The following is a 23,610-nucleotide window of genomic DNA, read 5'->3' as shown; positions in this document are numbered from 1 at the left end:
CGGTGCCCGGGCGGCGCCCCCTCAGTGCCCGTACAGGGCGTGCACTCAGTGCCCGTACAGGGCGTTCAGCACGTCCTCGTCCGTGAGCTGGCCGAAGTCGTCGTACCACTGGCCGACGGAACAGAAGCCGGGGGGCGTGTGCGCGCAGACCACCTCGTCGGCCTCGCCCGCGAGGAGGCGGAGCGAGTCGGGGGCGGCGACCGGGACGGCCAGCACCACGCGCGCGGGCGAGCGCCGGCGCACATGGCGCAGGGCGGCGCGCGCGGTGTTGCCGGTGGCCAGTCCGTCGTCGACCACCACGACCGTACGGCCGCGCAGGTCCGGCGGCGGGCGGCCCTGCCGGTAGCGTCGCTCGCGGCGGCGCAGTTCCTCGCGTTCGCGTGCCACGGTCGGCGCCAGCGACTCCTCGCTCAGGCCCAGTTGGTCCAGGGCCCGCTCGTCGTAGAGCGGCGGGTCGTCGCCGGCGAGGGCGCCGACGCCGAACTCGGCGTGGTGCGGGGCGCCGATCTTGCGGACGAGCAGGACGTCGAGTGGTGCCCCGAGTTCCCGGGCGATCTCGGCGGCGACGGTGACGCCGCCCCGGGGCAGGGCCAGGACGAGGGGGTCGGGCAGGGCGCCCTTCTCCCACGGGATGCGCAGCCTCTCGGCCAGTTCGCGTCCGGCCTGCCGTCGGTCCTGGAAGCGCATGGGTGATCCTCTCGGGCGGAGGCGGGCTCCCCTCTCCTCCATGGTCGTACACCCGAGCATCCGTGAATTCGTACAGGCGAACTATAAACTCTGTGTATAGTCCCGGCATGCCCTCGACCAAGAAGATGCTCAGACCCGCCCGAAGGTTGCGCGCCGGCGCCCTCGCCGCCGCGGCCGTTTCCCTGGCGCTGACCCTGACCGGCTGCGCGGACGTCGAGACGACCGCGCCGAGTGCCGCGCGGGCCCAGGCCGTCCAGGGCGCCCCGGCCCGGTTCGGGACGGTGGACTGCCGGGAGGCCAAGTGCATCGCCCTCACCTTCGACGCGGGGCCCAGCGAGAACTCGGCGCGGCTGCTGGACATCCTGAAGGAGAAGAAGGTCCCGGCGACGTTCTTCCTGCTCGGCAAGCGGCACATCGAGAAGTACCCGGAGCTGGTCAAGCGCATGGCGGCCGAGGGACACGAGGTGGCCAGCCACACCTGGGACCACAAGATCCTGACCCGGATCACGGACGCGCAGATACGCGAGGAGCTGCGGCGGCCCGACGACGCCATCGAGCGGCTCACCGGCCGCAAGCCCACGCTGATGCGTCCGCCGCAGGGCCGCACGGACGCGAACGTCCACAGGATCGCCAAGGAGATGGACCTGGCGGAGGTGCTGTGGAGCGTGACGGCCAAGGACTACGCGACCACCGACTCCGCGCTGATCACCAAGCGCGTCCTGGCGCAGGCCTCCCGGGACGGGATCATCCTGCTGCACGACCTCTACCAGGGGACCGTCCCGGCGGTGCCCGGCATCATCGACGCCCTGAAGGCGCGCGGCTACGTGTTCGTGACGGTGCCCCAGCTGCTGGCGCCCGGCAAGGTGGAGCCGGGGAAGGTGTACCGGCCCTGATCCGATCGCCCTGATCCGATCGCGCCCCGAATCGGCCCGGCCGGTGGGCCGAAGAGGTGAGGCGGGGGCGAACCGGCAGGTGGGCGGCGGAGATTCCCTACGATCGTGCCGTGCCCTTCTTCTCTTTCGAACGTACCGTGCCGCTGCCCCTCGACGAGGCGTGGCGCCGGCTCACGCGGTGGTCCCGCCACGCCGACGTGGTCCCGCTCACCCGGATCACCGAGGTCACCTCCGCACCGACCCGCGAGGGCACCCGCTTCGTGGCCCGTTCGGGGCTCGGCCCGCTCGCCTTCGACGATCCCATGGAGGTCACGGTGTGGCGTCCGCCCGCCGAGGGGGAGGCGGGGCTGTGCCGGCTGGAGAAACGGGGGCGGGTCGTGCTCGGGTGGGCGGAGATCGAGGTCCGGCCGGGGCCCGGGGGGCGTACCCGCGTGGTGTGGCGGGAGGAGCTGCGGGTCCGTCTCCTCCCGCGCTTCCTGGACGGCGTGGTGCGGCGGGTGTCCCTCGCGATGTTCGGGCGGGCGGCGAACCGGCTGCTCAGGCAGCCCTGAGGCACTGCCCGCGGGTCAGGCCACCGACCCGATCCGCCCGGCCGGCGTGGCCGCCGTCTCGTGGTGGATCGGGGTGTGCGCGCCGGTCAGGGAGACACCGCTGCCGCCGCGCCGGTGGGCGACGATCTCCGACGCGATCGACAGGGCCGTCTCCTCCGGCGTGCGGGCGCCGAGGTCGAGGCCGATCGGGGAGCGCAGCCGGGCCAGCTCCAGTTCGGTGACGCCGACCTCGCGCAGCCGCTCGTTGCGGTCCAGGTGGGTGCGGCGGGAGCCCATCGCGCCGACGTAGGCGACCGGGAGGCGCAGGGCCGTGCGCAGCAGCGGTACGTCGAACTTGGCGTCGTGGGTCAGCACGCACAGCACGGTACGGCCGTCCACGGAGGTCCGCTCCAGGTACGAGTGCGGCCACTCGACCACGATCTCGTCCGCCTCCGGGAAGCGGGTCCTGGTGGCGAAGACGGGACGGGCGTCGCAGACCGTGACGTGGTAGCCGAGGAACTTGCCGATCCGTACCAGCGCCGACGCGAAGTCGATCGCCCCGAAGACGATCATCCGGGGCGGGGGGACGGAGGACTCGACCAGGACGGTCAGCGGGGACCCGCAGCGCGAGCCCTGTGCGCCGATCTCCAGGGTGCCGGTGCGGCCGGTGTCCAGGAAGGCGGACGTCTCGGCGGCGACCGTGCGGTCGAGTCCGGGGTGGGCGCCGAGGCCGCCCTGGTACGAGCCGTCGGGGCGGACCACCAGGGCACGCCCCATGAGGTCCGCCGGGCCGGTCACGATCCGCGCGACCGCCGCCGCCTCCCCACTGGCGGCGGCGGCCAGCGCGGTCGCGACCACCGGGCGGGCGGGATCGGCCGCCCGCACCGGAGCGACGAGGACGTCGATGACGCCGCCACAGGTCAGGCCGACGGCGAAGGCGTCCTCGTCGCTGTACCCGAAGCGCTCCAGGACGGTCTCGCCGTCGTCGAGCGCCTGCCGGCACAGGTCGTACACGGCACCCTCCACACACCCGCCGGAGACCGAGCCGATGGCCGTGCCGTCGGCGTCCACCGCGAGGGCGGCGCCCGGTTGGCGCGGGGCGCTGCCGCCGACGGCCACCACGGTGGCGACGGCGAAGTCACGGCCCTGCCCGACCCACCGGTTCAGCTCCTCGGCGATGTCCAGCATCTCTCGGTCTCCTAACGGCTGTGGCGTGAAGGGTCTTCGGGGGCGGGCGGCTAGCGCACGCCCAGCCAGTTCTCGATGGGATGGAGGGCGAAGTAGACCAGGAAGATCACGGTCAGGCCCCACATGAAGGCGCCGATCTCCCGCGCCTTGCCCTGGGCGGCCTTGATGGCCACGTACGAGATGACGCCCGCGGCGACACCGGTGGTGATGGTGTACGTGAACGGCATCAGGACGACCGTCAGGAAGACGGGGATCGCGGTGGCCCGGTCGGCCCAGTCCACGTGCCGGGCGTTCATCAGCATCATGGCGCCGATGACCACCAGGGCGGCGGAGGCGACCTCCTGCGGGACGATCGCGGTGAGCGGTGTGAAGAACAGGCAGGCCGCGAAGAACAGGCCGGTGACGACCGAGGCGAGACCCGTGCGGGCCCCCTCGCCGACACCCGTCGCCGACTCGATGAACACGGTCTGGCCGGAGCCGCCCGCCACACCGCCGATCGCACCGCCGGCACCGTCGATGAACAGCGCCTTGGACAGGCCCGGCATCCGGCCCCTGTCGTCGGCCAGTTCGGCCTCGGTGCCCACACCGATGATGGTGGCCATCGCGTCGAAGAATCCGGCGAGCACCAGCGTGAAGACGATCATGCCGACCGTCATCGCGCCGACCTTGCCCCAGCCGCCGAACTCGACGTGCCCGAAGAGCGAGAAGTCGGGCATCGAGACGGCGCCGCCGTGCAGTTCGGGGGCGCCGGCGGCCCACTGCTTCGGGTCGATGACACCGGCGGCGTTGAGGACGGCGGCGACGACCGTGCCGCTGATGATGCCGATCAGGATCGCGCCGGGGAAGTCGCGGGCCTGCAGCATGAAGATCAGGAGCAGGGTGCCGGCGAACAGCAGGACGGGCCAGCCGGCGAGTTGGCCCGCGGGTCCGAGGGCGACCGGGGTGGCCTTGCCCTGGTGCACGAAGCCGGACTTGTAGAAGCCGATGAGGGCGATGAACAGGCCGATGCCCATGGTGATGCCGTGCTTGAGCGCGAGCGGGATCGCGTTCATGATCATCTCACGGAGGCCGGTGACCACCAGCAGCATGATGACCACGCCGTACATCACGCACATGCCCATGGCCTGCGGCCAGGTCATCTGCGGGGCCACCTGCGAGGACAGGACACCGGAGACGGAGAGGCCGGCGGCGAGGGCGAGCGGCACCTTGCCGACGAAACCCATCAGCAGCGTGGTGAAGGCCGCCGCGCACGCGGTCGCGGTGATGAGGGCCTTCTGGCCGAGCGTGTCCCCCGCCGCGTCCTTGCCGGACAGGATCAGGGGGTTGAGGAGGAGGATGTACGCCATCGCCATGAAGGTGGTGATGCCGCCGCGCACCTCACGCGCGACCGAGGATCCTCTGGCGGATATGTGGAAATACCGGTCGAGCCAGGACCTGCCGGCCGGGATGCGGGTTCCTTCGCCCGCATCGTCGGCGGTGGTCCTCGACTCCAGTGACTGCTGGGTCATGTGGGCCTACTCCCAAGGTTCACAGGGGCACCCGCGTCCTGCTTTCGGCGACGGCGCGGGATTTGGGGAGGTGCACGACCCGGGGGACGGCCCGAGACGAACATTTCGGGGGTCCCGGGGGGATCGGGTCCCCCCGGGAGAACTCACCGGTTCACCCCCTGGGGGGTCACGTACCGGTGAGGTGCTCGGGGCGTACCGGCGTCCGGTTCAGCTCCAGGCCCGTCGCGTTCCGGATCGCCGCGAGGACGGCCGGGGTCGACGACAGTGTGGGGGCCTCGCCGATGCCACGGAGCCCGTAGGGGGCGTGGTGGTCGGCGAGTTCGAGGACGTCGACCGGGATGATCGGCGTGTCGAGGATGGTCGGAAGCAGGTAGTCCGTGAAGGACGGGTTCCTGACCTTCGCGGTCTTCGGGTCGACGATGATCTCCTCCATCACCGCGATGCCCATGCCCTGAAGGGTGCCGCCCTGGATCTGGCCGAGGACGGACAGCGGGTTGAGCGCCTTGCCGACGTCCTGGGCGCAGGCCAGTTCGATGACCTTGACCAGACCCAGCTCGGTGTCCACCTCGACGACCGCGCGGTGCGCGGCGAAGGAGTACTGGACATGGCCGTTGCCCTGGCCGGTGCGCAGGTCGAAGGGCTCCGTGGGGCGGTGCCGCCACTCGGCCTCGACCTCGACGGTCTCGTCCTCCAGCACGTCCGCCAGGTCGGCGAGGACCTCGCCGCCGTCGGTGACGACCTTGCCGCCCTCCAGGAGCAGTTCGGCGGTGGCCCAGGCCGGATGGTAGGTGCCGAACTTGCGGCGGCCGATGTCCAGGACCTTCTCCCGGACCAGCTCGCAGGAGTTCTTGACGGCGCCGCCGGTGACGTACGTCTGCCGGGAGGCCGAGGTCGAGCCCGCCGAGCCCACCTGGGTGTCGGCCGGATGGATCGTCACCTGGGCGACGCCCAGCTCGGTGCGGGCGATCTGCGCGTGGACGGTGACGCCGCCCTGGCCGACCTCCGCCATCGCGGTGTGCACGGTCGCGACCGGCTCGCCGCCCACGACCTCCACGCGCACCTTGGCGGTGGAGTAGTCGTCGAAGCCCTCGGAGAAGCCGACGTTCTTGATGCCGACCGCGTAGCCCACACCGCGTACGACGCCTTCGCCGTGGGTGGTGTTGGACAGACCGCCGGGCAGCTGCCGTACGTCCGCTCCCTCGCTGGACTCCCACTGGCGCTCCGGAGGCATGGGCATCGCCTTGACGCGGCGCAGGAGTTCGGCCACCGGCGCCGGGGAGTCGACCGGCTGCCCGGTCGGCATGACGGTCCCCTGTTCCATGGCGTTGAGCTGCCGGAACTCCACCGGGTCCAGACCCAGCCGCTTCGCCAGCTTGTCCATCTGTGCCTCGTAGGCGAAGCACGCCTGGACCGCGCCGAAGCCGCGCATGGCGCCGCAGGGCGGGTTGTTGGTGTAGAGGGCGATGGCCTCGATGTCGACGTCGTCGACGACGTAGGGGCCGACGGAGAGGGAGGAGGCGTTGCCGACGACCGCCGGGGAGGCGGAGGCGTAGGCGCCGCCGTCCAGGACGATCCGGCACTTCATGTGGGTCAGCTTGCCGTCGCGGGTGGCGCCGTGCTCGTAGTACAGCTTCGCCGGGTGGCGGTGCACGTGCCCGAAGAAGGACTCGAAGCGGTTGTAGACGATCTTGACGGGCTTGCCGGTGCGCAGCGCCAGCAGACAGGCGTGGATCTGCATCGACAGGTCCTCGCGTCCGCCGAACGCGCCGCCGACGCCGGCCAGCGTCATGCGCACCTTGTCCTCGGGCAGGCCGAGCACCGGGGCGATCTGGCGCAGGTCGGAGTGCAGCCACTGGGTGGCGATGTAGAGGTGGACGCCGCCGTCCTCCTCCGGCACGGCGAGGCCGGACTCGGGGCCGAGGAAGGCCTGGTCCTGCATCCCGAAGGTGTACTCGCCCTCCACGATCACGTCGGCCCGCTTGCGCGCCTCGGCCACGTCGCCGCGGACGATCGGCTGGCGGTGCACGATGTTGGGGTGCGGGACGTGGCCGATGTGGTGGTCGTCGCGGTTCTCGTGGACGAGGATCGCGTCCGGGGCGGTCGCGGAGGCCTCGTCGGTGATGACGGGCAGCTCGCGGTACTCGACCCTGATCTTGGCGGCGGCCCGGCGGGCCGTCTCCGGGTGGTCGGCGGCGACCAGCGCGACCGGCTCGCCGTGGTGGCGTACCTTGCCGTGCGCGAGGACCGGGGTGTCCTGGATCTCCAGGCCGTAGTTCTTCACCTCGGTGGGCAGGTCGTCGTAGGTCAGGACCGCGTAGACGCCGGGCGTGGCGAGGGCCTCGCCGGTGTCGATCGACACGATCTCGGCGTGGGCGACGGTGGAGCGCAGGATCTGGCCCCAGAGCATGTCCTCGTGCCACATGTCGGAGGAGTACGCGAACTCGCCGGTGACCTTGAGGGTGCCGTCCGGGCGGAGGGTGGACTCGCCGATGCCGCCCTTGGTCCGGGAACCCTGGGTGACCTTCGTGGGGGTGCCGACGGGGGCGCTGTTCACGGGCATCGTCAGACCGCCTCTCCCTGCCGGGCGGCCGCCAGGCGGACCGCGTCCATGATCTTCTCGTAGCCCGTGCAGCGGCACAGATTGCCCGACAGCGCCTCGCGGATGTCCGCGTCGGTAGGGTTCGGGTTGCGCTCCAGCATCTCGTCGGCGGCGACCAGCAGACCCGGGGTGCAGAAGCCGCACTGGACGGCGCCGGCGTCGATGAACGCCTGTTGCACGGGGGAGAGTTCGGTGCCCTCGCCGGTGTGCGAGTCGGCCCCCCGGGCCTTCCACCGCTGGGCGTCCCCGAGGGCCGTACCGCAGGCACCGGAGGCGCAACCGCCGTGCTCGGCACGCTGCTTGGCGAAGTCCGCCAGGCCCTCGACGGTCATCACGTCCCGGCCCTCGACCTGGCCGGCGGCGACCAGACAGGCGCACACCGGCACGCCGTCCAGGCGGACCGTGCAGGATCCGCACTCGCCCTGCTCACAGGCGTTCTTCGAGCCCGGCAGGCCGAGCCGCTCGCGCAGCACGTACAGCAGGGACTCGCCCTCCCACACGTCGTCGGCTTCCTGCGGGCGTCCGTTGACAGTGAAGTTGACGCGCATCAGGCGACTCCCTCCGAGCGGGCGGCGGTGCCGCGGTACGACTCCCAGGTCCAGGTGAGCGTCCGGCGGGCCATCACGCCGACCGCGTGGCGGCGGTAGCTCGCGGTGCCCCGGACGTCGTCGATCGGGTTGCAGGCGCCGGAGCACAGCTCCGCGAACCGCTTGGCGACCGACGGGGTGATGATCTTTCCGTTGTCCCAGAAGCCGCCCTCGTCGAGGGCCGCGGTCAGGAACTCCTCCGCGGCCTTCGCCCGTACGGGGGTCGGGGCGGCCGACCCGATGCCGGTGCGCACGGTCCGCGTCCGGGGGTGCAGCGCGAGGCCGAACGCGCAGACCGCGATGACCATGGCGTTGCGGGTGCCGACCTTGGAGTACTGCTGGGGGCCGTCGGCCTTCGCGATGTGCACGGCGCGGATCAGCTCGTCGGGCGCGAGGGCGTTGCGCTTGACGCCGGTGTAGAACGCGTCGATCGGGATGCGGCGGGTGCCGCGCACCGACTCGGCCTCGACCTCGGCGCCGGCCGCCAGCAGGGCGGGGTGGGCGTCCCCGGCCGGGGAGGCGGTGCCGAGGTTGCCGCCGACACCGCCGCGGTTGCGGATCTGCGGGGAGGCGACCGTGTGCGAGGCGAGGGCCAGGCCCGGCAGCTCGGCACGCAGGTGCTCCATGATCTTCGAGTACGGGACGGAGGCACCGAGCCGCACACTGTCCTCGCCGACCTCCCACTCGTACAGGTCGCCGACGCGGCCCAGGTCGAGGAGGTACTCGGGCCGACGGTGGTCGAAGTTGATCTCGACCATCACATCGGTGCCACCCGCAATCGGCACAGCGGTGGGGTGCTCGGCCTTCGCGGCGAGCGCCTCCTCCCAGCTGGCGGGGCGAAGGAAGTCCATGACCGGCTCTCTTCTTCGTCTCGTGGGTCGTACAGATTGAGCCAATCCGTGTGCGGCGGGCCCGGCTCGTTCATGTGCTGTTAACGCGGAGTGGACTCAGTACACCGCCCGGTGCTCCAAGGGGGTCAGTCACCGAAACCATGAAGGAGTTGGCTGGCCATCGCGGGCATCTTGTAGATTCGTATGAACGGAGGGCATCAGAAACCCCCCGGTTTTCCTGTGGAAACGCGGGAAACAGCTGGACACGGCCCGGCAGGCCAGGAGTGCGGCCCGCGCACCCACTCGCCGGGCGCCTCCCACGGCACCCGTCAAGATTCATCGTAGTTTTCGAGACAAAGAACGGCGGCGGACGAGATGCGGCTGCGCGCACTGCTGGACACCGACGCGCTGGGCCTGCGGCTGCTCGGCGGCGAGGACGAGCTGGACCGCTCCGTACGGGGCGTGATGACCACCGACCTGCGCGACCCCAGCAGGTACCTGGCCGGTGGCGAGCTGGTGCTGACGGGGCTGGCCTGGCGCCGGGACGCGGCGGACTCGGAGCCGTTCGTACGGCTCCTGGTGCAGGCCCAGGTCGCCGCCCTGGCGGCGGGCGAGGCCGAGCTGGGGGACGTGCCGGACGACCTGGTCCTGGCCTGCGCCCGGCACCGGCTGCCGCTGTTCGCGGTGCACGAGTCGGTGGCGTTCGCCACGATCACCGAGCATGTCGTACGGCAGGTGTCCGGCGAGCGGGCCGGGGACCTGGCGGCGGTGGTGGACCGGCACCGCCGGATGATGACCTCGGGCCCGGCGGGCGGCGGCCCGGACGTGGTGCTGGACCTGCTCGGCTCGGACCTGGACCTGCGGGCCTGGGTGCTCTCCCCCACCGGACGGCTGATCGCCGGCTCCAAGGCCGCCGGCCCGGCGCTGCCCGCCGAGACGTGCGCCCGGCTGGCCGCCGAACACCTGGCCGCCGCCCGCACCGGCCGGCGCGGCCCGCACCGCCTCGCGTCGGCCGGTACGACGTACTCGCTGTTCCCGATCCGCAGCTCCGGCCGCTCCCCGCAGGCCGCCCGGGACGTGCGCGAGACGGTCCTGTCGGACTGGCTGCTGGCCGTCGAGGCGGACGCCGGGGACTGGCCGGAGGAGCGCCTCGACCTGCTGCAGGGCGTCACCCAGCTGATCGCGGTCGAGCGGGACCGGCGGGACGCGTCGCGCACCGTACGGCGGCGGCTCGCCCAGGAGGTCCTGGAGCTGGTGCAGACGGGCGCGGCGCCGGCCGAGATAGCGGCCCGGCTGCGGGTGGCCGCGCCGGTGCTGCTGCCCGGGCTCGGGGCGGCCCCGCACTGGCAGGTCGTGGTGGCCCGCGTCGAGTGGGACGGCGGCGAGGTGCCGGCCGGTCCGGTCGCCCAGTCGCTGCTGGAGGAGATCCTGGTGGACCCGCTGGCCACGGGCCCGGAGCCGTCCGACCGCATCGCCGTCGCGCACACCGGCGACGAGGCCGTGGCGCTCGTACCGCTGCCGGCGGTCTCCGCCGAACACGACGGCTCGGAGTCCGGCATCCTCGCCGACGCGCTGCTGCGGTCCGTGCGGGACCCGCTGTCGGCGGGCCTGAACGACGACGGCCGGCTCACCCTCGGCGTCAGCGCGGCCGTGCACTCGGCGGAGGGGCTGCGCGGCGCCCTGGAGGAGGCCCGGCACGCGCGCCGGGTGGCGGCGGCACGCCCCGGGCGGGTCTGCGCGGCCGGACACCAGGAGCTGGCCTCGCACGTGCTCCTGCTGCCGTTCGTCCCCGACGACGTCCGCCGCGCTTTCACCGCCCGGCTGCTGGACCCGCTGCGCGACTACGACCGCCGGCACCGCGCGGAGCTGATCCCCACTCTGGAGGCCTTCCTGGACTGCGACGGCTCCTGGACCCGCTGCGCCACCCGGCTCCACCTGCACGTCAACACGCTGCGCTACCGCGTGGGCCGGATCGAGCAGTTGACGGGCCGGGACCTGTCGCGTCTGGAGGACAAGCTCGATTTCTTCCTGGCGTTGCGCATGAGCTGAGGTCAGGAGGGGGGCGCGCGGCCGGTGTCGGCGCCGGTGCGGTGTCCCACGACTTTGTGAAATCCTTCACCCGCCCCCTTGGCCCGGCCCGGCGAATGGTGCTGGAATGCCGCCACCACTCAAAGCTCGATGGCGTGCTCGGGGAGGAAAACGTGGCGCATTCCGCCATGTCTGGTAACGGAACGACCGCTGGTGACGATCCTCTCCAGACCGCGGTGTGGCGGCTGCGCTCCCGTGCCTGCTGGGCCGACGCGGCGGCCCTGCTGCGGCCGGACACCGCGGCCGCCGCGCTGCAGCGGGCGGGACTGCTGGTCGAGCGGTGCCTGTACACCGAGCGGGGCTGGGAAGAGGCGGAGGACGCGCTGCGCACGGCCGAGGCGCTGGCGCGGAGCGACGACGAGCGGGGCGCCGCCGCCTGTGAACGCGGGCAGCTGGCCTACGCGTCCACACTGCACGGGGTGCGGGACCGGGCGGACGAGGCGCGGGCCGCGCTGGGGCGGGCGGCGGCGCTGATCCCCCCGGGGGCGGCCGGCCGGGCGCTGCTGGACTTCCGGCGGGGGCTGCTGGCGGAGAACCTCTCCCGGTCCCCGCAGGCCGCCGCCGCCGCGTACCGGCGCGCGCACGCCGCCGCCGCCGCGTACGCCGACCCGCTGCTGATGTCCTTCACCTGGCGCCATCTGGCCGGACTCGCGCTGCGCAACGGGGAGTTGGCGGAGGCGCGGCACGGTTTCGCCGAGTCGCTGCGGATCCGGGAGGAGTTGGGGTACCTGGTGGGGACGGCTCCCGCGCTGGCCTCCCTGGCGGAGGCGGAGACCGAACCGGAGGCTTCCCGGCTGCGGGAGGAGGCGCGGCGGCTGTTCCGGCTGCTGGGGGGCGTACCCACCTGGCTGGCCCAGCAGTTGACGCTGCCCACACCGGGGGCGGCTACGGCCTAGGCGGCACAAGAGGCTGGGCGGCTCCGGCGAAGTGCTCCGCCACCAGGGCCCGCACCGCGCCCAGGTCGCGTGCGGTCAGCGCTTCCAGCAGCGCGGTGTGTTCCGCCGCGTCGGCCACCAGGTCGGCGCGGCCGGGGCGGCCCGAGCCGCCGACCAGGGGCCACTGCGCCCGGCGGTGCAGGTCCTCCGCGATGCGGACGAGCTGCTCGTTGCCGGACAGGGCTAGCACCGCCCGGTGGAAGGCCCGGTCGGACTCCGCGTACGTGGCCCGGCAGCCGGAGGCCGCCACCCGTACCGTGTCCTCCGCCAGCGGCCACAGCTGCGCCCAGCGCTCGGCCGGCACCGTGCGGGCCAGCCGCAGCATGACCGGCACCTCGATGAGCGCCCGCACCTCGGCCAGCTCGGCCAGTTCCCGCGTCCCCCGCTCGACCACCCGGAACCCGCGGTTCGGCACGACCTCGACCGCCCCCTCCAGCGCGAGCTGCTGCATGGCCTCACGCACAGGCGTCGCGGACACGCCGAACCGCTCCCCGAGCACCGGCGCCGAGTACACCTCGCCGGGCGCCAGCTCCCCGGCGACCAGGGCCGTACGCAGCGCGTCGAGGATCTGCCCGCGCACCGAGGAGCGCTGCACGGCGGGCCGGCCGGCCCCGGGACCGGGACCGGGCCGGGGCACCGGCTGCTCGCCGTGCGTGTGCTCGCCCCGCGCGCCCGGCGTGTCGTTGTCCCGCTCCCGGGTCACGTCGACGGCCCGCACCTGTGCGGGCACCCGGTACCGGTACTCCTCGGTATCGATGGAGGAGCCCTGCGCGCCCTGGTTCACGGGGTTCTCCTCCGGCTCGTCGGCACTTGGGTCATTAACGGCGGGTTGTTACCTGTCCGTCAAGCACCATAGGCGCACCAGGCGACAGTTCACCTTTCATTAAGGATAGTGAGGCCAGCCTCACCTTGCTCGCGGCGGTCCCCCAGGGGGCGAAGGCACACCCCGGCATCCACTAAGATCGTCGAGAACCGGACACCCGTGCGTCGACAGGCAATTCACAACTTCCTCACCCGTCACGGGAACTTTCCGGGGAACCATCCGTGCGGGTACTCTTATTCGAACTCAACTCCCGCCCCTCATGCGGCAGTTCGAGCAGAACGCCGCCCTGGGCATTCCCTTGCACTTCCTTGGCGGCCTCTTGCCCCGAAACCCCCTGAGGGCCGGAGGGATTGGGTCACTATGGCGGGCGTTACGCCCTATCCCAATGCAAGGGACCCCAGATGAGACTGACCGACATATCGCTGAACTGGTTGCTTCCGGGCGCCGTACTGCTCCTGGGCCTGCTGGCGGCGGTGGCGGTGCTCGCGCGCGGCAAGCGCTCCTCGGGGGAGAACGCGAGCGCGGACGACTCGTGGGAGCGCAGCGAGGAGCGCCGCCGGCGCAAGGAGGCCATCTACGGCACCGCCTCCTACGGCCTTCTGTTCTGCTGTGCGGCGGTCGCCGCCGCGCTCTCCTTCCACGGCCTCGTCGGCTTCGGCCAGCAGAACCTCGGCCTGACCGGCGGCTGGGAGTACCTGGTGCCGTTCGGCCTGGACGGCGCGGCCATGTTCTGTTCCGTGCTCGCGGTGCGCGAGGCCAGCCACGGTGACGCGGCCCTCGGCTCCCGGATACTCGTATGGACGTTCGCGGGCGCCGCGGCCTGGTTCAACTGGGTGCACGCGCCCCGGGGAGTGGACCACGCGGGCGCGCCCCAGTTCTTCGCCGGCATGTCGCTGTCGGCCGCCGTCCTGTTCGACCGCGCGCTGAAGCAGACCCGCCGGGCGGCGCTGCGCGAGCAGGGCCTGGTGCCGCGTCCGCTGCCGCAGATCCGTATCGTGCGCTGGCTCCGGGCCCCCCGTGAGACCTACAAGGCGTGGTCGCTGATGCTCCTGGAGGGCGTGCGCAGCCTCGACGAGGCGGTCGAGGAGGTGCGCGAGGACAAGCAGCGCAAGGAGGACAACCGCCAGCGGCGGCGTGACCAGCAGCGGGTCGAGCGCGCCCAGCTCAAGGCGATCAGCCGCGGCCAGCGCGGGATCGTCGGCCGGGGCGGCGGCCGCCAGGTCGAGGTGCAGGCCGTGGAACGTGGTTCCGCCCAGGTCACCGCGGAGCCTGCCATATCGGCGCCGGAACAACTGCCCGTACGCTCTCGGCCCTCCCTTCAGCCCGTTCGGAAGGCGTCTGACCCCGTCACGGTGGACCTGACGGCGGAGGACGACACCATGGCGCTGCCGCGACTGGACTCGCTGGAGCGCAAGCTCAAGGATCTTGAGCAGCAGTTCGGCTAGTACGCCGCACCTCGGGACGGGGGCGTGACCACGCGGTCACGCCCCCGTCCCGTCGTCCGGGCCCTCTTTCAGGCCCTCTCTCGGGCCCTCTTTCAGGCGGCCTCCGCCCCCAGTTCGAACCACACCGACTTGCCCACCCCGTGCGGCCGTACCCCCCACGCGTCCGCCAGGGACTGCACCAGGACCAGGCCCCGGCCGTGCGTGCCGTCGGTGATGTCCGGTGCGCACAGGCGCGGTCTGCGGGCCACGAAGTCCCGTACCTCCACACGCAGCCCGTGCGGGCCCACGACGGCCGTCAGGAGGGCGTCGCGGTCGGTGTGGACGAGTGCGTTGGTGACGAGTTCGCTGGTGAGCAGTTCGGCTATCTCGGAGCGGCCCGGCTTCCCCCAGTGCCGCAGCAGTTCGCGCAGCGCCCGGCGCGCCTCGGGCACCGCCCGCAGGTCCGCCCGCCCGAGCCTTCGCCTGAGCTGGGCCGCGTGCGCCCGTTCCGTGATGGTGTCGGTCTCTTCCCCCGCCGGTTTCGCCGAGGAGGCCCCGATGGCCACGGGACCGCCCCCTCGTGCCTGCCTTTTCATGACCCCCGCCCGCACGCTGTTGCCGTTACCCCTCCTGATCGAACACGTTCACGGGGATCCATGCCCGTTCGTACTCGGGCCAGTCATGTCAAATCGTTGACGCCCAGGTGTTCGGCCACCCCGTTTTCCGCGCCCGTCCGGCCGGGCGAAACGGGACAAGAGGCGATCAATCGCCGCGTGAGGGGACGGGACGCCAGCACGGCACCCGGACCCGTCCCGCCCCACGCCGCCGAACCTGGCCGAAATCCACTCACGCCGGGGGCCGCACGGCGCTCACGCCTCCCAGACACCCGCCGCCGTACGGTCGTCGGCGTACCCCTTCACCCGCACCTGGGCGTCCGCGAGGAACTCCGCGAGGCCGGGCGGGCGGCCCGACCAGCGCCGGGCCAGGTAGGCACAGAGCGCGGGCTCGCCGCGCAGCGGGTCGGCCAGTCCGCCGGAGCACATCACCAGCGCGTCCCCCGGCCGGGCCACCGAGGCCCGGAACCGGAAGGGTTCGCGGGGCGGTTCGGGGGCGGGCTCGTACGGGCTCGGCGGGGTCGGGATGCCGAGGTCCATGGTGAGCCGGTCGCCCTCGGGGGTCTCGGCCGGCGGGGAGCCGTAGCCGACGACGGGGCCGCCGGTGGCGTCGACGGCCGAGACGCGCGGCTCTATGTCCTGCCACTCGCCGTCGCGCAGCCGGAACAGTCCCCCGTCACCGACGCCGAAGAACACCCGGGTACGGCACTGCGGGTCGGCCGGCAGCAGCAGACAGCGCAGGCCGGCCGCGTACTCCTCCGGGTCGATGCCCTGTTCCACGGCGCTGGCGCGGAGCTTGCCCAGGCTGCGGTCGGTGAGCCGGTGCAGGCCCGCCTTCAGGTCGCCGCGCCGGGCCGCCCTCAGGTCCTCGGCGAGCCGCTGGTGACTGCGCCCGACGGCCCTCCCGATCCACTGGCAGGCCTCGGCCGCCGCCAGGTGCGCGCCCGGTGTGGCCCGTGCGCCGGTCGCCATCGCGACCAGGATCAGCGCCTGCTCCCCCGTCCCGAACCGCGCGGTGAGCAGCGCGTCCCGGCGCGGCTCCCCCCGGAACCGGGCCGAGTCCCCGCGCAGCGACACCGCCCGCAGGGTGCAGGCCCCGTAGCGCGCCCCGTCCAGCACGGTGTCGGCGACCAGTTCGTCCAGCTCGTCCGGGTCAGCCACCGGGAGGGCGGTGGGTTCGGCGTCGTAGGTCGGGGGGCCGGAACCGACGTAGTCGACGGAGGAGAGGGGTGGCGGCGGGGGGAAGGAGGAGGGGGAGGTCTCGGGCTGGGCCTGCGGCTGGGGTTGGGGCTGCGGCTGCGGTGCGGTGGGCTCGGGGCCGTGATCGGGGGCGGGCGCCGCGGCGGGAGCCGGGGCAGGCACCGGGTCGGAAAGAGGGGCCGGTTGCGGGGCAGGTTCCGGGCCGGGGTCCGGGTCGGGGTCCGGTTCGATGTCCCACGGCCAGGCCGTGGCGTTCCGGACGGGGGGTTCGGCGGGGGGTTCGGCGGGGGGCCGGGGCCCATCGGGCGCGGACCGCTCGGTGAACCCCGGGGGCATGGGCCCCGGCGGGAAGGCCGCGGGCGCCGACGGCCCGCCGGACCGCTGCGCCGGCACCGTCGGTTCCCTGGGCGGCGGCTCCTGCGGCTCGGCCTCCCGCCCGCCGCCCGCGCGTCCCGCGACGGTGTGCTTCGCCGAGGCGAAGCGGTCGTCGAGGGAGTCGGGTGCGGCCGTGGGGCCGGTGTCCTCGGTGGAGTCGTCGTACAGCTGCCCCCACCAGTCGTCCTCGTGTCGGGCGGGCCTGCCCCCCTGCTGGCTCATGCCCCCAATTGTCCACCGCGCGGGCCGGAAGAAAACGGGGCATCGGGAAAATCCCACCCATGAGGAGGGCTGATCACGGGTGGCCGGCCGGCTGCGGTGCCCCGGCGCGGAACAGGGCGGCGACCGTGTCCGCCAGCACCCGCATGCCCGCGTCGTCGAAGTGCAGGTGGTCGCCGGGGTCGTAGGCGGGCAGGATCCGCTCGGGCCGGGCGGGGTCGCGGACGGCGGCGTCGAAGTCGGCGACCGCGTCGAAGGCGCCGCCGGTACGGATGAACGCGTTCACCCGCTGCCGTACCGCCTCGCCGGTCGCGGTGAAGCCGGCGTATCCGCCGTACGGCGTGAGGGTGGCGCCGATGACCCGGACCCCCTGGGCGTGCGCGCGGGCGACGATCGTCCGGTAGGCGTCCGCGAAGGCGCCGGCGTCCTCCGCCCGCGGGGTGCCCTTGATGTCGTTGATGCCCTCCAGCACGATCAGCACCCGCACCCCGGCCCGGGACAGGGCGTCGGCGTCGAGACGGGACAGCGCGGCCGGTCCGGTGCCGTCGCGCAGCAGCCGGTTGCCGGCGACACCGGCGTTGAGGACGCCGAGGCCCCGGGGTCGCAGGCGCTCGGCGAGCCGGTCCGGCCAGCGGTGGTCGGTGTCGGGGGTGGATCCGGTGCCGTCGGTGAGGGAGTCGCCGAACGCCACGACGCTGCCGGCGGCGGCGCCGAGGACGTCGACGCCGGTGACGTAGTACCAGTGGTTGGTGGTGACGGTGTACGCGGCGCCGTCCTCGTCGGCGGCGTGCGCGGCGCCGTCGTGGGACAGGTAGCTGGTCTGCAGGGCGGTGCCGTGGTAGGTGACGGGGCCGTCGCCGGCGGGGGCGAGGACGGTGACGAGGAGGTCGGCGGCGTCCGGCACGGCCAGCCGCACCGGATCGGTGAGCACGTCCTGTCCCGGCGGGACGGTGACCGTGCGGGCGCCGTGGAAGGTGGCGGTGCGCAGGGTGCCGGGTACGGCGTCCGGGCCGGTCGCCCGCCGTACGGCGACGGTGACCGCGCCGAGCGTCAGGGGGGCGCTGCCCAGCCGGTTGCTGAGCCGGATGCGCAGGGCCGTACCGCCGACGCTGAGGTGCACGACGTTGCGGACGGCGGTGCCGGGAAGGGCGGCGGCGGTGCCTGAGGGGGCGGTCTCCCAGGTGCCGGTCCACTGGGGAGGCAGGGGCGGCGCGGGCTCGGCCACGGCCGTCACCGTCGTCCCCATCATCGTCAGCAGCGCCGCCAGGACAACCCGTCCGACCTTGGCCATGTGTGCCCGCCCTTCCGCCGGCCCGTGGCCCGCCGGAGGTGACCGTGCCACAAGTCCGGCGGGTAGCGGCGGAACATCACGGACAGGAACACCCGGACGGCCGAGCGGGAAGTACACGCGGCGGCGGACGGCCGGCCCCGCCCACCGGGCGGGCGTCCAAGTCTCCCGCCGCCGCCAGGCGTTGGACGACGTGAACCGGCGCACGCCAGCCAACCCGGCCGCCGGCGCACGCCACCTCCTGCCTCTGCCTCTGGCTACCGCCAGCGCCCCCGCTTGGCCTCCATCGCCGCCCTCCCTTCCGCTCCCCTCTTCTTCCAGTCCTTGCGAAGCTCGGCCCGCAGGCGCGCGTCGGTCTTGGCCACGATCCACTGGTTCTCCCGCTTGAGCTTGCGGTAGCTCTCCAGTCGTCGCAGCGGCAGCTCACCGGAGTCGGCGGCGGCCAGCACCGCGCACCCGGGCTCGGCCTCGTGCGCGCAGTCCTGGAACCGGCAGCGGTCGGCGAGTTCCTCGATCTCCGAGAACACCTGTCCGACCCCGCTCTCGGCGTCCCAGAGCCCGACGCCCCGCAGCCCGGGCGTGTCGATGAGCACGCCCCCGCCGGGCAGCGCGAGCAGGTTGCGGGTGGTGGTGGTGTGCCGTCCCTTGCCGTCGACGTCCCGGGCGGCCCTGACGTCCATCACGTCCTGGCCGAACAGCGCGTTGGCGAGGGTGGACTTGCCCGCCCCGGACTGCCCGAGCAGCACGGAGGTACCGGAGCCGAGGAGCGCGAGCAGGACGTCCAGCCCCTCCTCCAGAAGGGCGCTGACGGTCAGTACGGGAACACCGGGTGCCGTCGTCCCGACGTCCTCGACGAGATGGGCCAGCGTCGACGGGTCCGGCACGAGATCGGCCTTGGTCAGCACGACCACGGGCTGCGCGCCGGACTCCCAGGCCAGGGCCAGGAATCGTTCGACGCGGTCGAGGTCGAGTTCGACCGCCAGGGACACGGCGACGATCGCGTGGTCGACGTTGGCGGCCAGGATCTGCCCCTCGGACCGCTTGGAGGAGGTGGAGCGCACGAAGGCGGTACGGCGAGGCAGCAGCGTCCGCACGTACCGCGGGTCGCCGCCCTCCGGGTCGACCGCGGCCCAGTCCCCCGTGCAGACGACCTTCATCGGGTCACGGGGGACGACGAACTCGGTGTCGGCACGCACGGTCCCGACCGGTGTGACCACGTCGCACTGACCGCGGTCGACCCGTACGACACGGCCGGGCACAAGGCCCTGCTCGGCGTAGGGGGTGAAAGCCGCCTCCCAATCGGCATCCCAGCCGTACGGCACGAGCGGATGCGAGGACGACGACGAACCCATGGAAGAGGAGAAAGACAAGGGGTGACCCTTCGAAGGGTGGCCCCGGCACACGCACGTCGGCGCGGAAAAGGAGAGGTCAGCCGGAAGCCACGGAGGTGAACTGGATGAACGTCCGGATGCCCGCAGCACCCACCGCAGAGACAGCCATCGGTCACACCTCCTCAACCACACCGAACCACCACGACAACTCAACCGGCCGCCGCGCGAACACAGGCGACCCTAGAGGCAACGGGCAGCCCTCGCCAGCGAATTACCTGCGCGGCCTCCCCCTGCGCGATGCCGCGGCGAACCAGGTCTGGCTGGAGATCATCCAGACCACGCGGAGGGAACCTCGGCTCACGTTCCTCTACGGAAGCCGCCGCGCTCACGACGCGGGCGAGGGCCTGGCGCTACTCCCCGGCCGTGTCGCCCCTTCCGGTCTCCACCACGGTCGCGATCGGCAGTCCGGCGTCCGCGGCGGCCAGCGTCCGGGCGAGTTCCGCCACTTCCTCGGGTCCGGGCGAGGCGGCCGGGGAGGTGCGGATCAGCAGCAGTCCGTCGCGCTGGTCCACCACAACGGGCGTCTCGTCGTCGACCGCGTCCTCGGCCGGCTCACCGCCTGCGGCCTTCTCGCCCCGCGTACGGCGGGAGAAGGCCGTGCCCCATCGTGTCATGCGCTACCTCCGGTGACGGGCTCCGACGGCTCACCTGAAGCGGACCAGGATGCGGCCCTCGTTCGAGGGGTCGACCTCGTATCGGACGTAGAGCTTCTTCAGTTGCGGCTGACCGAGCATCGCCAGAACGCGGGCCCTGAGCTGTCCTCGGCCCTTTCCGGGGATGATCTCCACCAGGTCGGCCTTGGTCGCCGCCGCCTTGAAGATGATCTGACGGACGGCACGGTCGATGTCGCGTTCGTTCCTGAACAGCGGATGCAGGTCCAGCGAACGCATCGCGAGGTCCTCACCCCCCGTGGGCTGACGGCCTCCGGGGTCAGCCACCGCGAGGTGGATGTACTGCGCCTGGTCGCCGAGGGCCGGGAACTGTCCGAGATCGCGCAGAAGCTCTCGTATTCGGAGAGGACCGTGAAGTACATCCTGTACGGCGTGATGAAACGGCTGCAACTGCGAAACCGTGCCCACGCCGTCTCCTATGCCATACGCTCCGGGCTCATCTGACGCCGGCGCGCGCCCCCGATCTCGATGCGGGTGGGACAGAGCTTCAGCCGCACCCAGAACGACAAGGAGACAGCCGAGGATGCCGCGTCAGCCCGAAGAGTCACAGGAGACCTCCCCAGAAACCGGCAGAGCCTCCCAACCGGTTCGCCGTGCCGTGAACTTGACCCTTGCCGCCGGGGACCCCGGCGCCATGCTGTCGCCCCGCGCCAAGGCCGCCCTCTCCCCCGCGGGGTCGGCCGCTCCACCGAATCCCGGGCCCGCCTCGGCGGGTGCCGAGTCCGCTCCGCCGAGTCGCGGGGCCGCGTCGACGGGTGCTGAGTCCGCGTCGGCGACCGCGGCCGGCTCCGCGGATCCGGCCGCGGAGAAGGCGGCGGTAACCGGACGCGGCCGGGCACTCGCCGCCGCGTCCATCGCCGGAGTGGTGGTGATCGCGGTGTCGGTCGTACTGGTGGGACATCACGGCGAGCAGCCCCGCACCCGCCTGGCGGCGCCCCAGGGCGACCCCGTCCTGGCCCCGCGGATCAGCCCCCCGCCCGGCGGTCGCCCCACCAACTCGCCATCGCCCTGGCCCGGTTCGCCGTCGGCCTCGCCCACGCAGACCGCCAAGGCCGACGCGACGGCCGACCAGCCCAGCGCGTCGAAGGCGGCGGCCGAGGCCGCCGGTCAGGGTGTGGCCCCGGACTCGTCCGGGCAGAGGACGTCGGCTCCGACGACCGCCGCGGCCGCCGTCGTACGACTGGCCGCCGCCCACCCGGGTCGGCACATCTGCTACCGGGCCTATGTGACCGGCGTCGGCTGGGAGGGTCCGGTGTGCGACGGCGGCGTGGCGGGCGGGACCGGGAACAACGGGCCCATCCAAGCCGTCGAGCTCTCCACGGCAGGTACGTCGGGGAACGAGGCCAACGCCTACATGGCGAAAGGCGGTTGGCAGGGCGGCGGCTGGAAGGGGGCGGGGAACGGCAGGAACCTCGTCATCGGAAACCCCGGCTCGGGGACGGGCATGAAGGCATTCATGACCAGGGTGAAATCGGGCACCATCTGTGCCAACACCTACGTCTCCTCCAACGTCGGCTGGCAGATCACCCAGTGTGGCAGTAGCGGTGCCAAACCCGACTACCTCTTCTGCGGTTTGGCCGACTCGACGCCAAGGCAGATCGAAGCCGTCGTCTTCAAGGTGTGAGCACCTCGCACCGGGCGGTCGTACATCCCTCGAGGGGCCGATCGCCCAGGGGCGGTGTCGTAGCGGGCACGGGTTGGTTGCGGCTTGGGCGTACCGACACGACGGCGGCAGAGCTGCGACAGCATGACGGTCCATGAGCAGAGACCGCTACGTCGACTTCCTGCGCGCGTGGGCGATCGTGCTGGTGGTCCTCGGCCACTGGCTGATCACAGCCCTGGTGCGGGAGCCCGGTGGGCAGATCACCGCCCCGGAGTTGCTGGCGACCGTTCCCTGGACCCAGTGGCTGACCCTCGCCTTCCAGATCATGCCGCTGTTCTTCCTGGCCGGCGGCCATGCCGCGGGCGGTTCCTGGTCGCGTGCCCGGGCCGCTGGGGGTACGGCCGCCGGATGGCTGGGGCGGCGGGCGCTGCGGCTGCTGATTCCGGTCGGCTTCTACAGCGGTTCGGTGCTTCTCGCCGTCGGTGTGTGTGCGACGGCCGGTGTGGACAGGAACACCCTGGCGCTGGTGGGCTGGGCGATGGGCATGCAGTTCTGGTTCCTGCCGGTGTATCTGCTGCTCAGCGCCCTGACGCCGGCGCTCCATACGGCGCACCGGCGCTGGGGACTGCGTGTCCCACTGGCGATGGGGGCGGTCGCCCTGGCGGCCGACGCACTCGTCGTGACCGTGCGTACGCCGTATGTCGGTCTGCTCGACTACGTGCTCGTGTGGGGCGTTGCCTACCAGCTGGGCTTCTGCTGGAGGGAAGGGCTGCTGACCGGGCGTCGGCTCGTGCCGCTCGTGATGGCGGCGGGCGGTGGGGCGGCCTTCGCCGTGCTCGTCGCCCTCGGCCCGTTCCCGGTCAGTCTGATCCTGGTGACCGGGCAGAACCCGAGCAACACCGATCCGCCGTCGGCCGCGATGCTGGCCTGGGTGGTGGCCCAGTCCGGGCTGTGCCTCCTCGCCGCGCCGCCGCTGCGGCGGCTGCTGGACCGGGATCGGGTGTGGCGCGTGGTCCGTCCCGTGGGCTCGGCCAGCATGACGCTGTATCTGTGGCACATGCTGCCGGTGCTGGTCGTCGCCGCCGCGTTCTACCTGACCGGCCTCGCACCCGAACCGACCGTCGGGTCCGCCGCGTGGTGGGGGCTGCGCGTGCCGTGGCTGCTGGTACTCGGTGTCGTCCTGGCCGGCGTCGTGTCCGCGCTCGGACCACTGGAACGCGGGCTGGCCCTGCTGTACGAACGAACCCGTCCGGACGCCGGCCTGCGCCGCGCCTGGCCGCTCTGGCTCGGCCTGGCCATGAGCGTCGCCGCTCTGACCCGCTTCGCCGTGCGGGGCTTCGCGCCCGACGGCCGGCTTCCCGTGCTGCCGACGATCGGTCTGGCGCTGGGCACGGCGCTGGTGATGCTCACTCGGCGGACGGCGGCACGACGGCACGAGCAGCCGGAGGCGGATCGGGCTCCGGACCGTGTGTGACCGCGGCGGCCGGGCGAACGCCACGATGCCCTGCTCCACGGGTGAAGGGCGCGGCCCTGGGTCCGCGTCGTAGGCACTGCGGCGCCGCAGCACCCGACCGAGCAACCCCACCGCCTGGTAGCGCCGCAGCCCGAACGGGGGCCACTGCGCCAGTGCGTTCGCCAGCAGGTCCGCGGAACGGTCCGGCGCCTGCGCACCCGCGTCGTCGCTCTCCAACAGGCGCTCGGCCTGCACACGCCGCGCCATCAGGGTGTGCAGTGGATGACCGGGATCCAGGCGCCCGTCGCCAGTGCCCGGTACTGGTACAGCCAGGCCACCGCCGCGACGGCATCCGGGGTCACCGGTGTCGCGCTGCCCGTCACGGCCGCTGCGGCATCCGACAGAGCCTCCACCGCGAGCACGGCGTCGCCGTCCCCGTCACGGAACCGTTCAAGCCGGTCCCGGACGCGCGCCAGTGCCTTCGCGGAATCCGCCGCGCCGTCGCCGACTTCCCCACTGCCGACCACCCGCACCACGCCCTCTCCCCCAGAAGCCGGGCTGTCACTGTGCGCCGTCGCCGATCCCCACGTCCGCGATTCGGGAGGAACGCAGCTTTCCAGGACTCGGGCATGAGTGATGTCGTGGCGTCCCGCCCGGGTGATGAGCTCGCGAATGTGCTGGAGGCGCTCGGCAGGGGCAGCCCC

Annotated in this window: 21 protein-coding genes and 1 pseudogene; 8 read left to right on the top strand and 14 right to left on the bottom strand. The window is 72.8% G+C overall.

All coding sequences use genetic code 11. The features are described from left to right. Positions 1 to 45: 45 nt before the first annotated feature. Positions 46 to 687 carry a phosphoribosyltransferase gene (locus tag ACFYMM_RS29135; protein ID WP_388391644.1) on the bottom strand — a complete coding sequence of 214 codons (642 nt, stop codon included), beginning with the start codon at positions 685 to 687 and terminating at the stop codon, positions 46 to 48. A gap of 107 nt (positions 688 to 794) precedes the next feature. Here ACFYMM_RS29135 and ACFYMM_RS29130 point away from each other — a divergent pair, with 107 nt between their 5' ends. Together ACFYMM_RS29130 and ACFYMM_RS29125 are read left to right on the top strand one after the other, a co-directional pair. Next, positions 795 to 1,580 (top strand): polysaccharide deacetylase family protein, encoded by a 786-nt coding sequence (locus ACFYMM_RS29130; protein ID WP_388391643.1) that lies wholly within the window; start codon positions 795 to 797, stop codon positions 1,578 to 1,580. A gap of 110 nt (positions 1,581 to 1,690) precedes the next feature. Continuing rightward, positions 1,691 to 2,131, top strand: coding sequence for an SRPBCC family protein (locus ACFYMM_RS29125; protein ID WP_388391641.1), 441 nt, complete (start codon positions 1,691 to 1,693; stop codon positions 2,129 to 2,131). A gap of 15 nt (positions 2,132 to 2,146) precedes the next feature. Here the strand turns inward: ACFYMM_RS29125 and ACFYMM_RS29120 are convergent, their stop codons facing one another. The 5 genes from ACFYMM_RS29120 to ACFYMM_RS29100 all read right to left on the bottom strand — a co-directional run bounded on the left by ACFYMM_RS29120 (position 2,147) and on the right by ACFYMM_RS29100 (position 8,843). Beyond that, positions 2,147 to 3,298 (bottom strand): XdhC family protein, encoded by a 1,152-nt coding sequence (locus ACFYMM_RS29120; protein ID WP_388391639.1) that lies wholly within the window; start codon positions 3,296 to 3,298, stop codon positions 2,147 to 2,149. Between the two features lie 50 nt (positions 3,299 to 3,348). Beyond that, positions 3,349 to 4,806 carry an NCS2 family permease gene (locus ACFYMM_RS29115; RefSeq protein WP_388391637.1) on the bottom strand — a complete coding sequence of 486 codons (1,458 nt, stop codon included), beginning with the start codon at positions 4,804 to 4,806 and terminating at the stop codon, positions 3,349 to 3,351. Between the two features lie 166 nt (positions 4,807 to 4,972). Beyond that, positions 4,973 to 7,366, bottom strand: coding sequence for a xanthine dehydrogenase family protein molybdopterin-binding subunit (locus tag ACFYMM_RS29110; RefSeq protein WP_388391635.1), 2,394 nt, complete (start codon positions 7,364 to 7,366; stop codon positions 4,973 to 4,975). A 2-nt stretch (positions 7,367 to 7,368) separates the two neighbouring features. Beyond that, the gene (locus ACFYMM_RS29105; protein ID WP_388391633.1) at positions 7,369 to 7,953 is read right to left on the bottom strand and encodes a (2Fe-2S)-binding protein; all 585 of its coding nucleotides are present in this window, start codon (positions 7,951 to 7,953) and stop codon (positions 7,369 to 7,371) included. Further along, a complete protein-coding gene (locus ACFYMM_RS29100; RefSeq protein ID WP_388391631.1) occupies positions 7,953 to 8,843 on the bottom strand; it encodes an FAD binding domain-containing protein in 891 nt (296 codons plus the stop codon). Before ACFYMM_RS29100 ends, ACFYMM_RS29105 begins: the two co-directional genes overlap by 1 nt. 354 nt (positions 8,844 to 9,197) lie before the next feature. On the opposite strand from ACFYMM_RS29100, the gene ACFYMM_RS29095 reads away from it, so the two are divergent. Then, positions 9,198 to 10,871, top strand: a complete 1,674-nt coding sequence (locus ACFYMM_RS29095) for a PucR family transcriptional regulator (protein WP_388391629.1) — start codon at positions 9,198 to 9,200, stop codon at positions 10,869 to 10,871. A 167-nt stretch (positions 10,872 to 11,038) separates the two neighbouring features. Next, complete coding sequence (locus ACFYMM_RS29090) at positions 11,039 to 11,806, top strand: hypothetical protein (protein ID WP_388391627.1); 768 nt, start codon at positions 11,039 to 11,041, stop codon at positions 11,804 to 11,806. Here ACFYMM_RS29090 and ACFYMM_RS29085 read toward each other — a convergent pair. Then, complete coding sequence (locus ACFYMM_RS29085) at positions 11,796 to 12,629, bottom strand: GntR family transcriptional regulator (RefSeq protein ID WP_388391625.1); 834 nt, start codon at positions 12,627 to 12,629, stop codon at positions 11,796 to 11,798. The two genes, ACFYMM_RS29090 and ACFYMM_RS29085, sit on opposite strands and share 11 nt — an antisense overlap. A 440-nt stretch (positions 12,630 to 13,069) precedes the next feature. On the opposite strand from ACFYMM_RS29085, the gene ACFYMM_RS29080 reads away from it, so the two are divergent. Further along, a complete protein-coding gene (locus tag ACFYMM_RS29080; RefSeq protein ID WP_388391623.1) occupies positions 13,070 to 14,113 on the top strand; it encodes a DUF2637 domain-containing protein in 1,044 nt (347 codons plus the stop codon). Positions 14,114 to 14,205: 92 nt separating this feature from the next. On the opposite strand, the gene ACFYMM_RS29075 is transcribed toward ACFYMM_RS29080, so the two are convergent. The 6 genes from ACFYMM_RS29075 to ACFYMM_RS29050 form a co-directional block, all read right to left on the bottom strand. Further along, complete coding sequence (locus ACFYMM_RS29075) at positions 14,206 to 14,658, bottom strand: ATP-binding protein (RefSeq protein WP_388391621.1); 453 nt, start codon at positions 14,656 to 14,658, stop codon at positions 14,206 to 14,208. Between the two features lie 303 nt (positions 14,659 to 14,961). Beyond that, the gene (locus tag ACFYMM_RS29070) at positions 14,962 to 16,503 is read right to left on the bottom strand and encodes a protein phosphatase 2C domain-containing protein (protein WP_388391619.1); all 1,542 of its coding nucleotides are present in this window, start codon (positions 16,501 to 16,503) and stop codon (positions 14,962 to 14,964) included. Between the two features lie 73 nt (positions 16,504 to 16,576). Continuing rightward, positions 16,577 to 17,791, bottom strand: coding sequence for an SGNH/GDSL hydrolase family protein (locus ACFYMM_RS29065; protein ID WP_388391617.1), 1,215 nt, complete (start codon positions 17,789 to 17,791; stop codon positions 16,577 to 16,579). A 254-nt stretch (positions 17,792 to 18,045) separates the two neighbouring features. Continuing rightward, positions 18,046 to 19,140, bottom strand: a complete 1,095-nt coding sequence (gene rsgA / locus ACFYMM_RS29060) for a ribosome small subunit-dependent GTPase A (protein ID WP_388391783.1) — start codon at positions 19,138 to 19,140, stop codon at positions 18,046 to 18,048. 389 nt (positions 19,141 to 19,529) lie between these two features. Beyond that, the gene (locus tag ACFYMM_RS29055) at positions 19,530 to 19,793 is read right to left on the bottom strand and encodes a hypothetical protein (protein WP_388391615.1); all 264 of its coding nucleotides are present in this window, start codon (positions 19,791 to 19,793) and stop codon (positions 19,530 to 19,532) included. A 30-nt stretch (positions 19,794 to 19,823) separates the two neighbouring features. Then, entirely contained in the window at positions 19,824 to 20,069 is a 246-nt protein-coding gene (locus tag ACFYMM_RS29050; RefSeq protein ID WP_388391613.1) for a Smr/MutS family protein, read from the bottom strand. Here ACFYMM_RS29050 and ACFYMM_RS29045 point away from each other — a divergent pair. The 3 genes and pseudogenes from ACFYMM_RS29045 to ACFYMM_RS29035 form a co-directional block, all read left to right on the top strand. After that, a pseudogene (locus ACFYMM_RS29045) lies at positions 20,052 to 20,294 on the top strand (response regulator transcription factor); the annotation flags it as partial. The gene ACFYMM_RS29050 and the pseudogene ACFYMM_RS29045 overlap by 18 nt on opposite strands. A gap of 154 nt (positions 20,295 to 20,448) precedes the next feature. Further along, positions 20,449 to 21,474, top strand: a complete 1,026-nt coding sequence (locus ACFYMM_RS29040; protein ID WP_388391611.1) for a hypothetical protein — start codon at positions 20,449 to 20,451, stop codon at positions 21,472 to 21,474. Positions 21,475 to 21,607: 133 nt separating this feature from the next. Beyond that, entirely contained in the window at positions 21,608 to 22,927 is a 1,320-nt protein-coding gene (locus tag ACFYMM_RS29035; RefSeq protein WP_388391609.1) for an acyltransferase, read from the top strand. Positions 22,928 to 23,172: 245 nt separating this feature from the next. Here ACFYMM_RS29035 and ACFYMM_RS29030 read toward each other — a convergent pair whose 3' ends face one another. Then, complete coding sequence (locus ACFYMM_RS29030) at positions 23,173 to 23,442, bottom strand: hypothetical protein (protein ID WP_388391607.1); 270 nt, start codon at positions 23,440 to 23,442, stop codon at positions 23,173 to 23,175. Between the last annotated feature and the right edge of the window lie 168 nt (positions 23,443 to 23,610).

Origin of the sequence: Streptomyces sp. NPDC006739 (assembly GCF_042869815.1) — a bacterium.
Classification (GTDB): Bacteria; Actinomycetota; Actinomycetes; order Streptomycetales; family Streptomycetaceae; genus Streptomyces.
The sequence above is the reverse complement of the archived record's forward strand: the minus strand, read 5'-3'. Positions and strand labels throughout refer to the sequence as shown.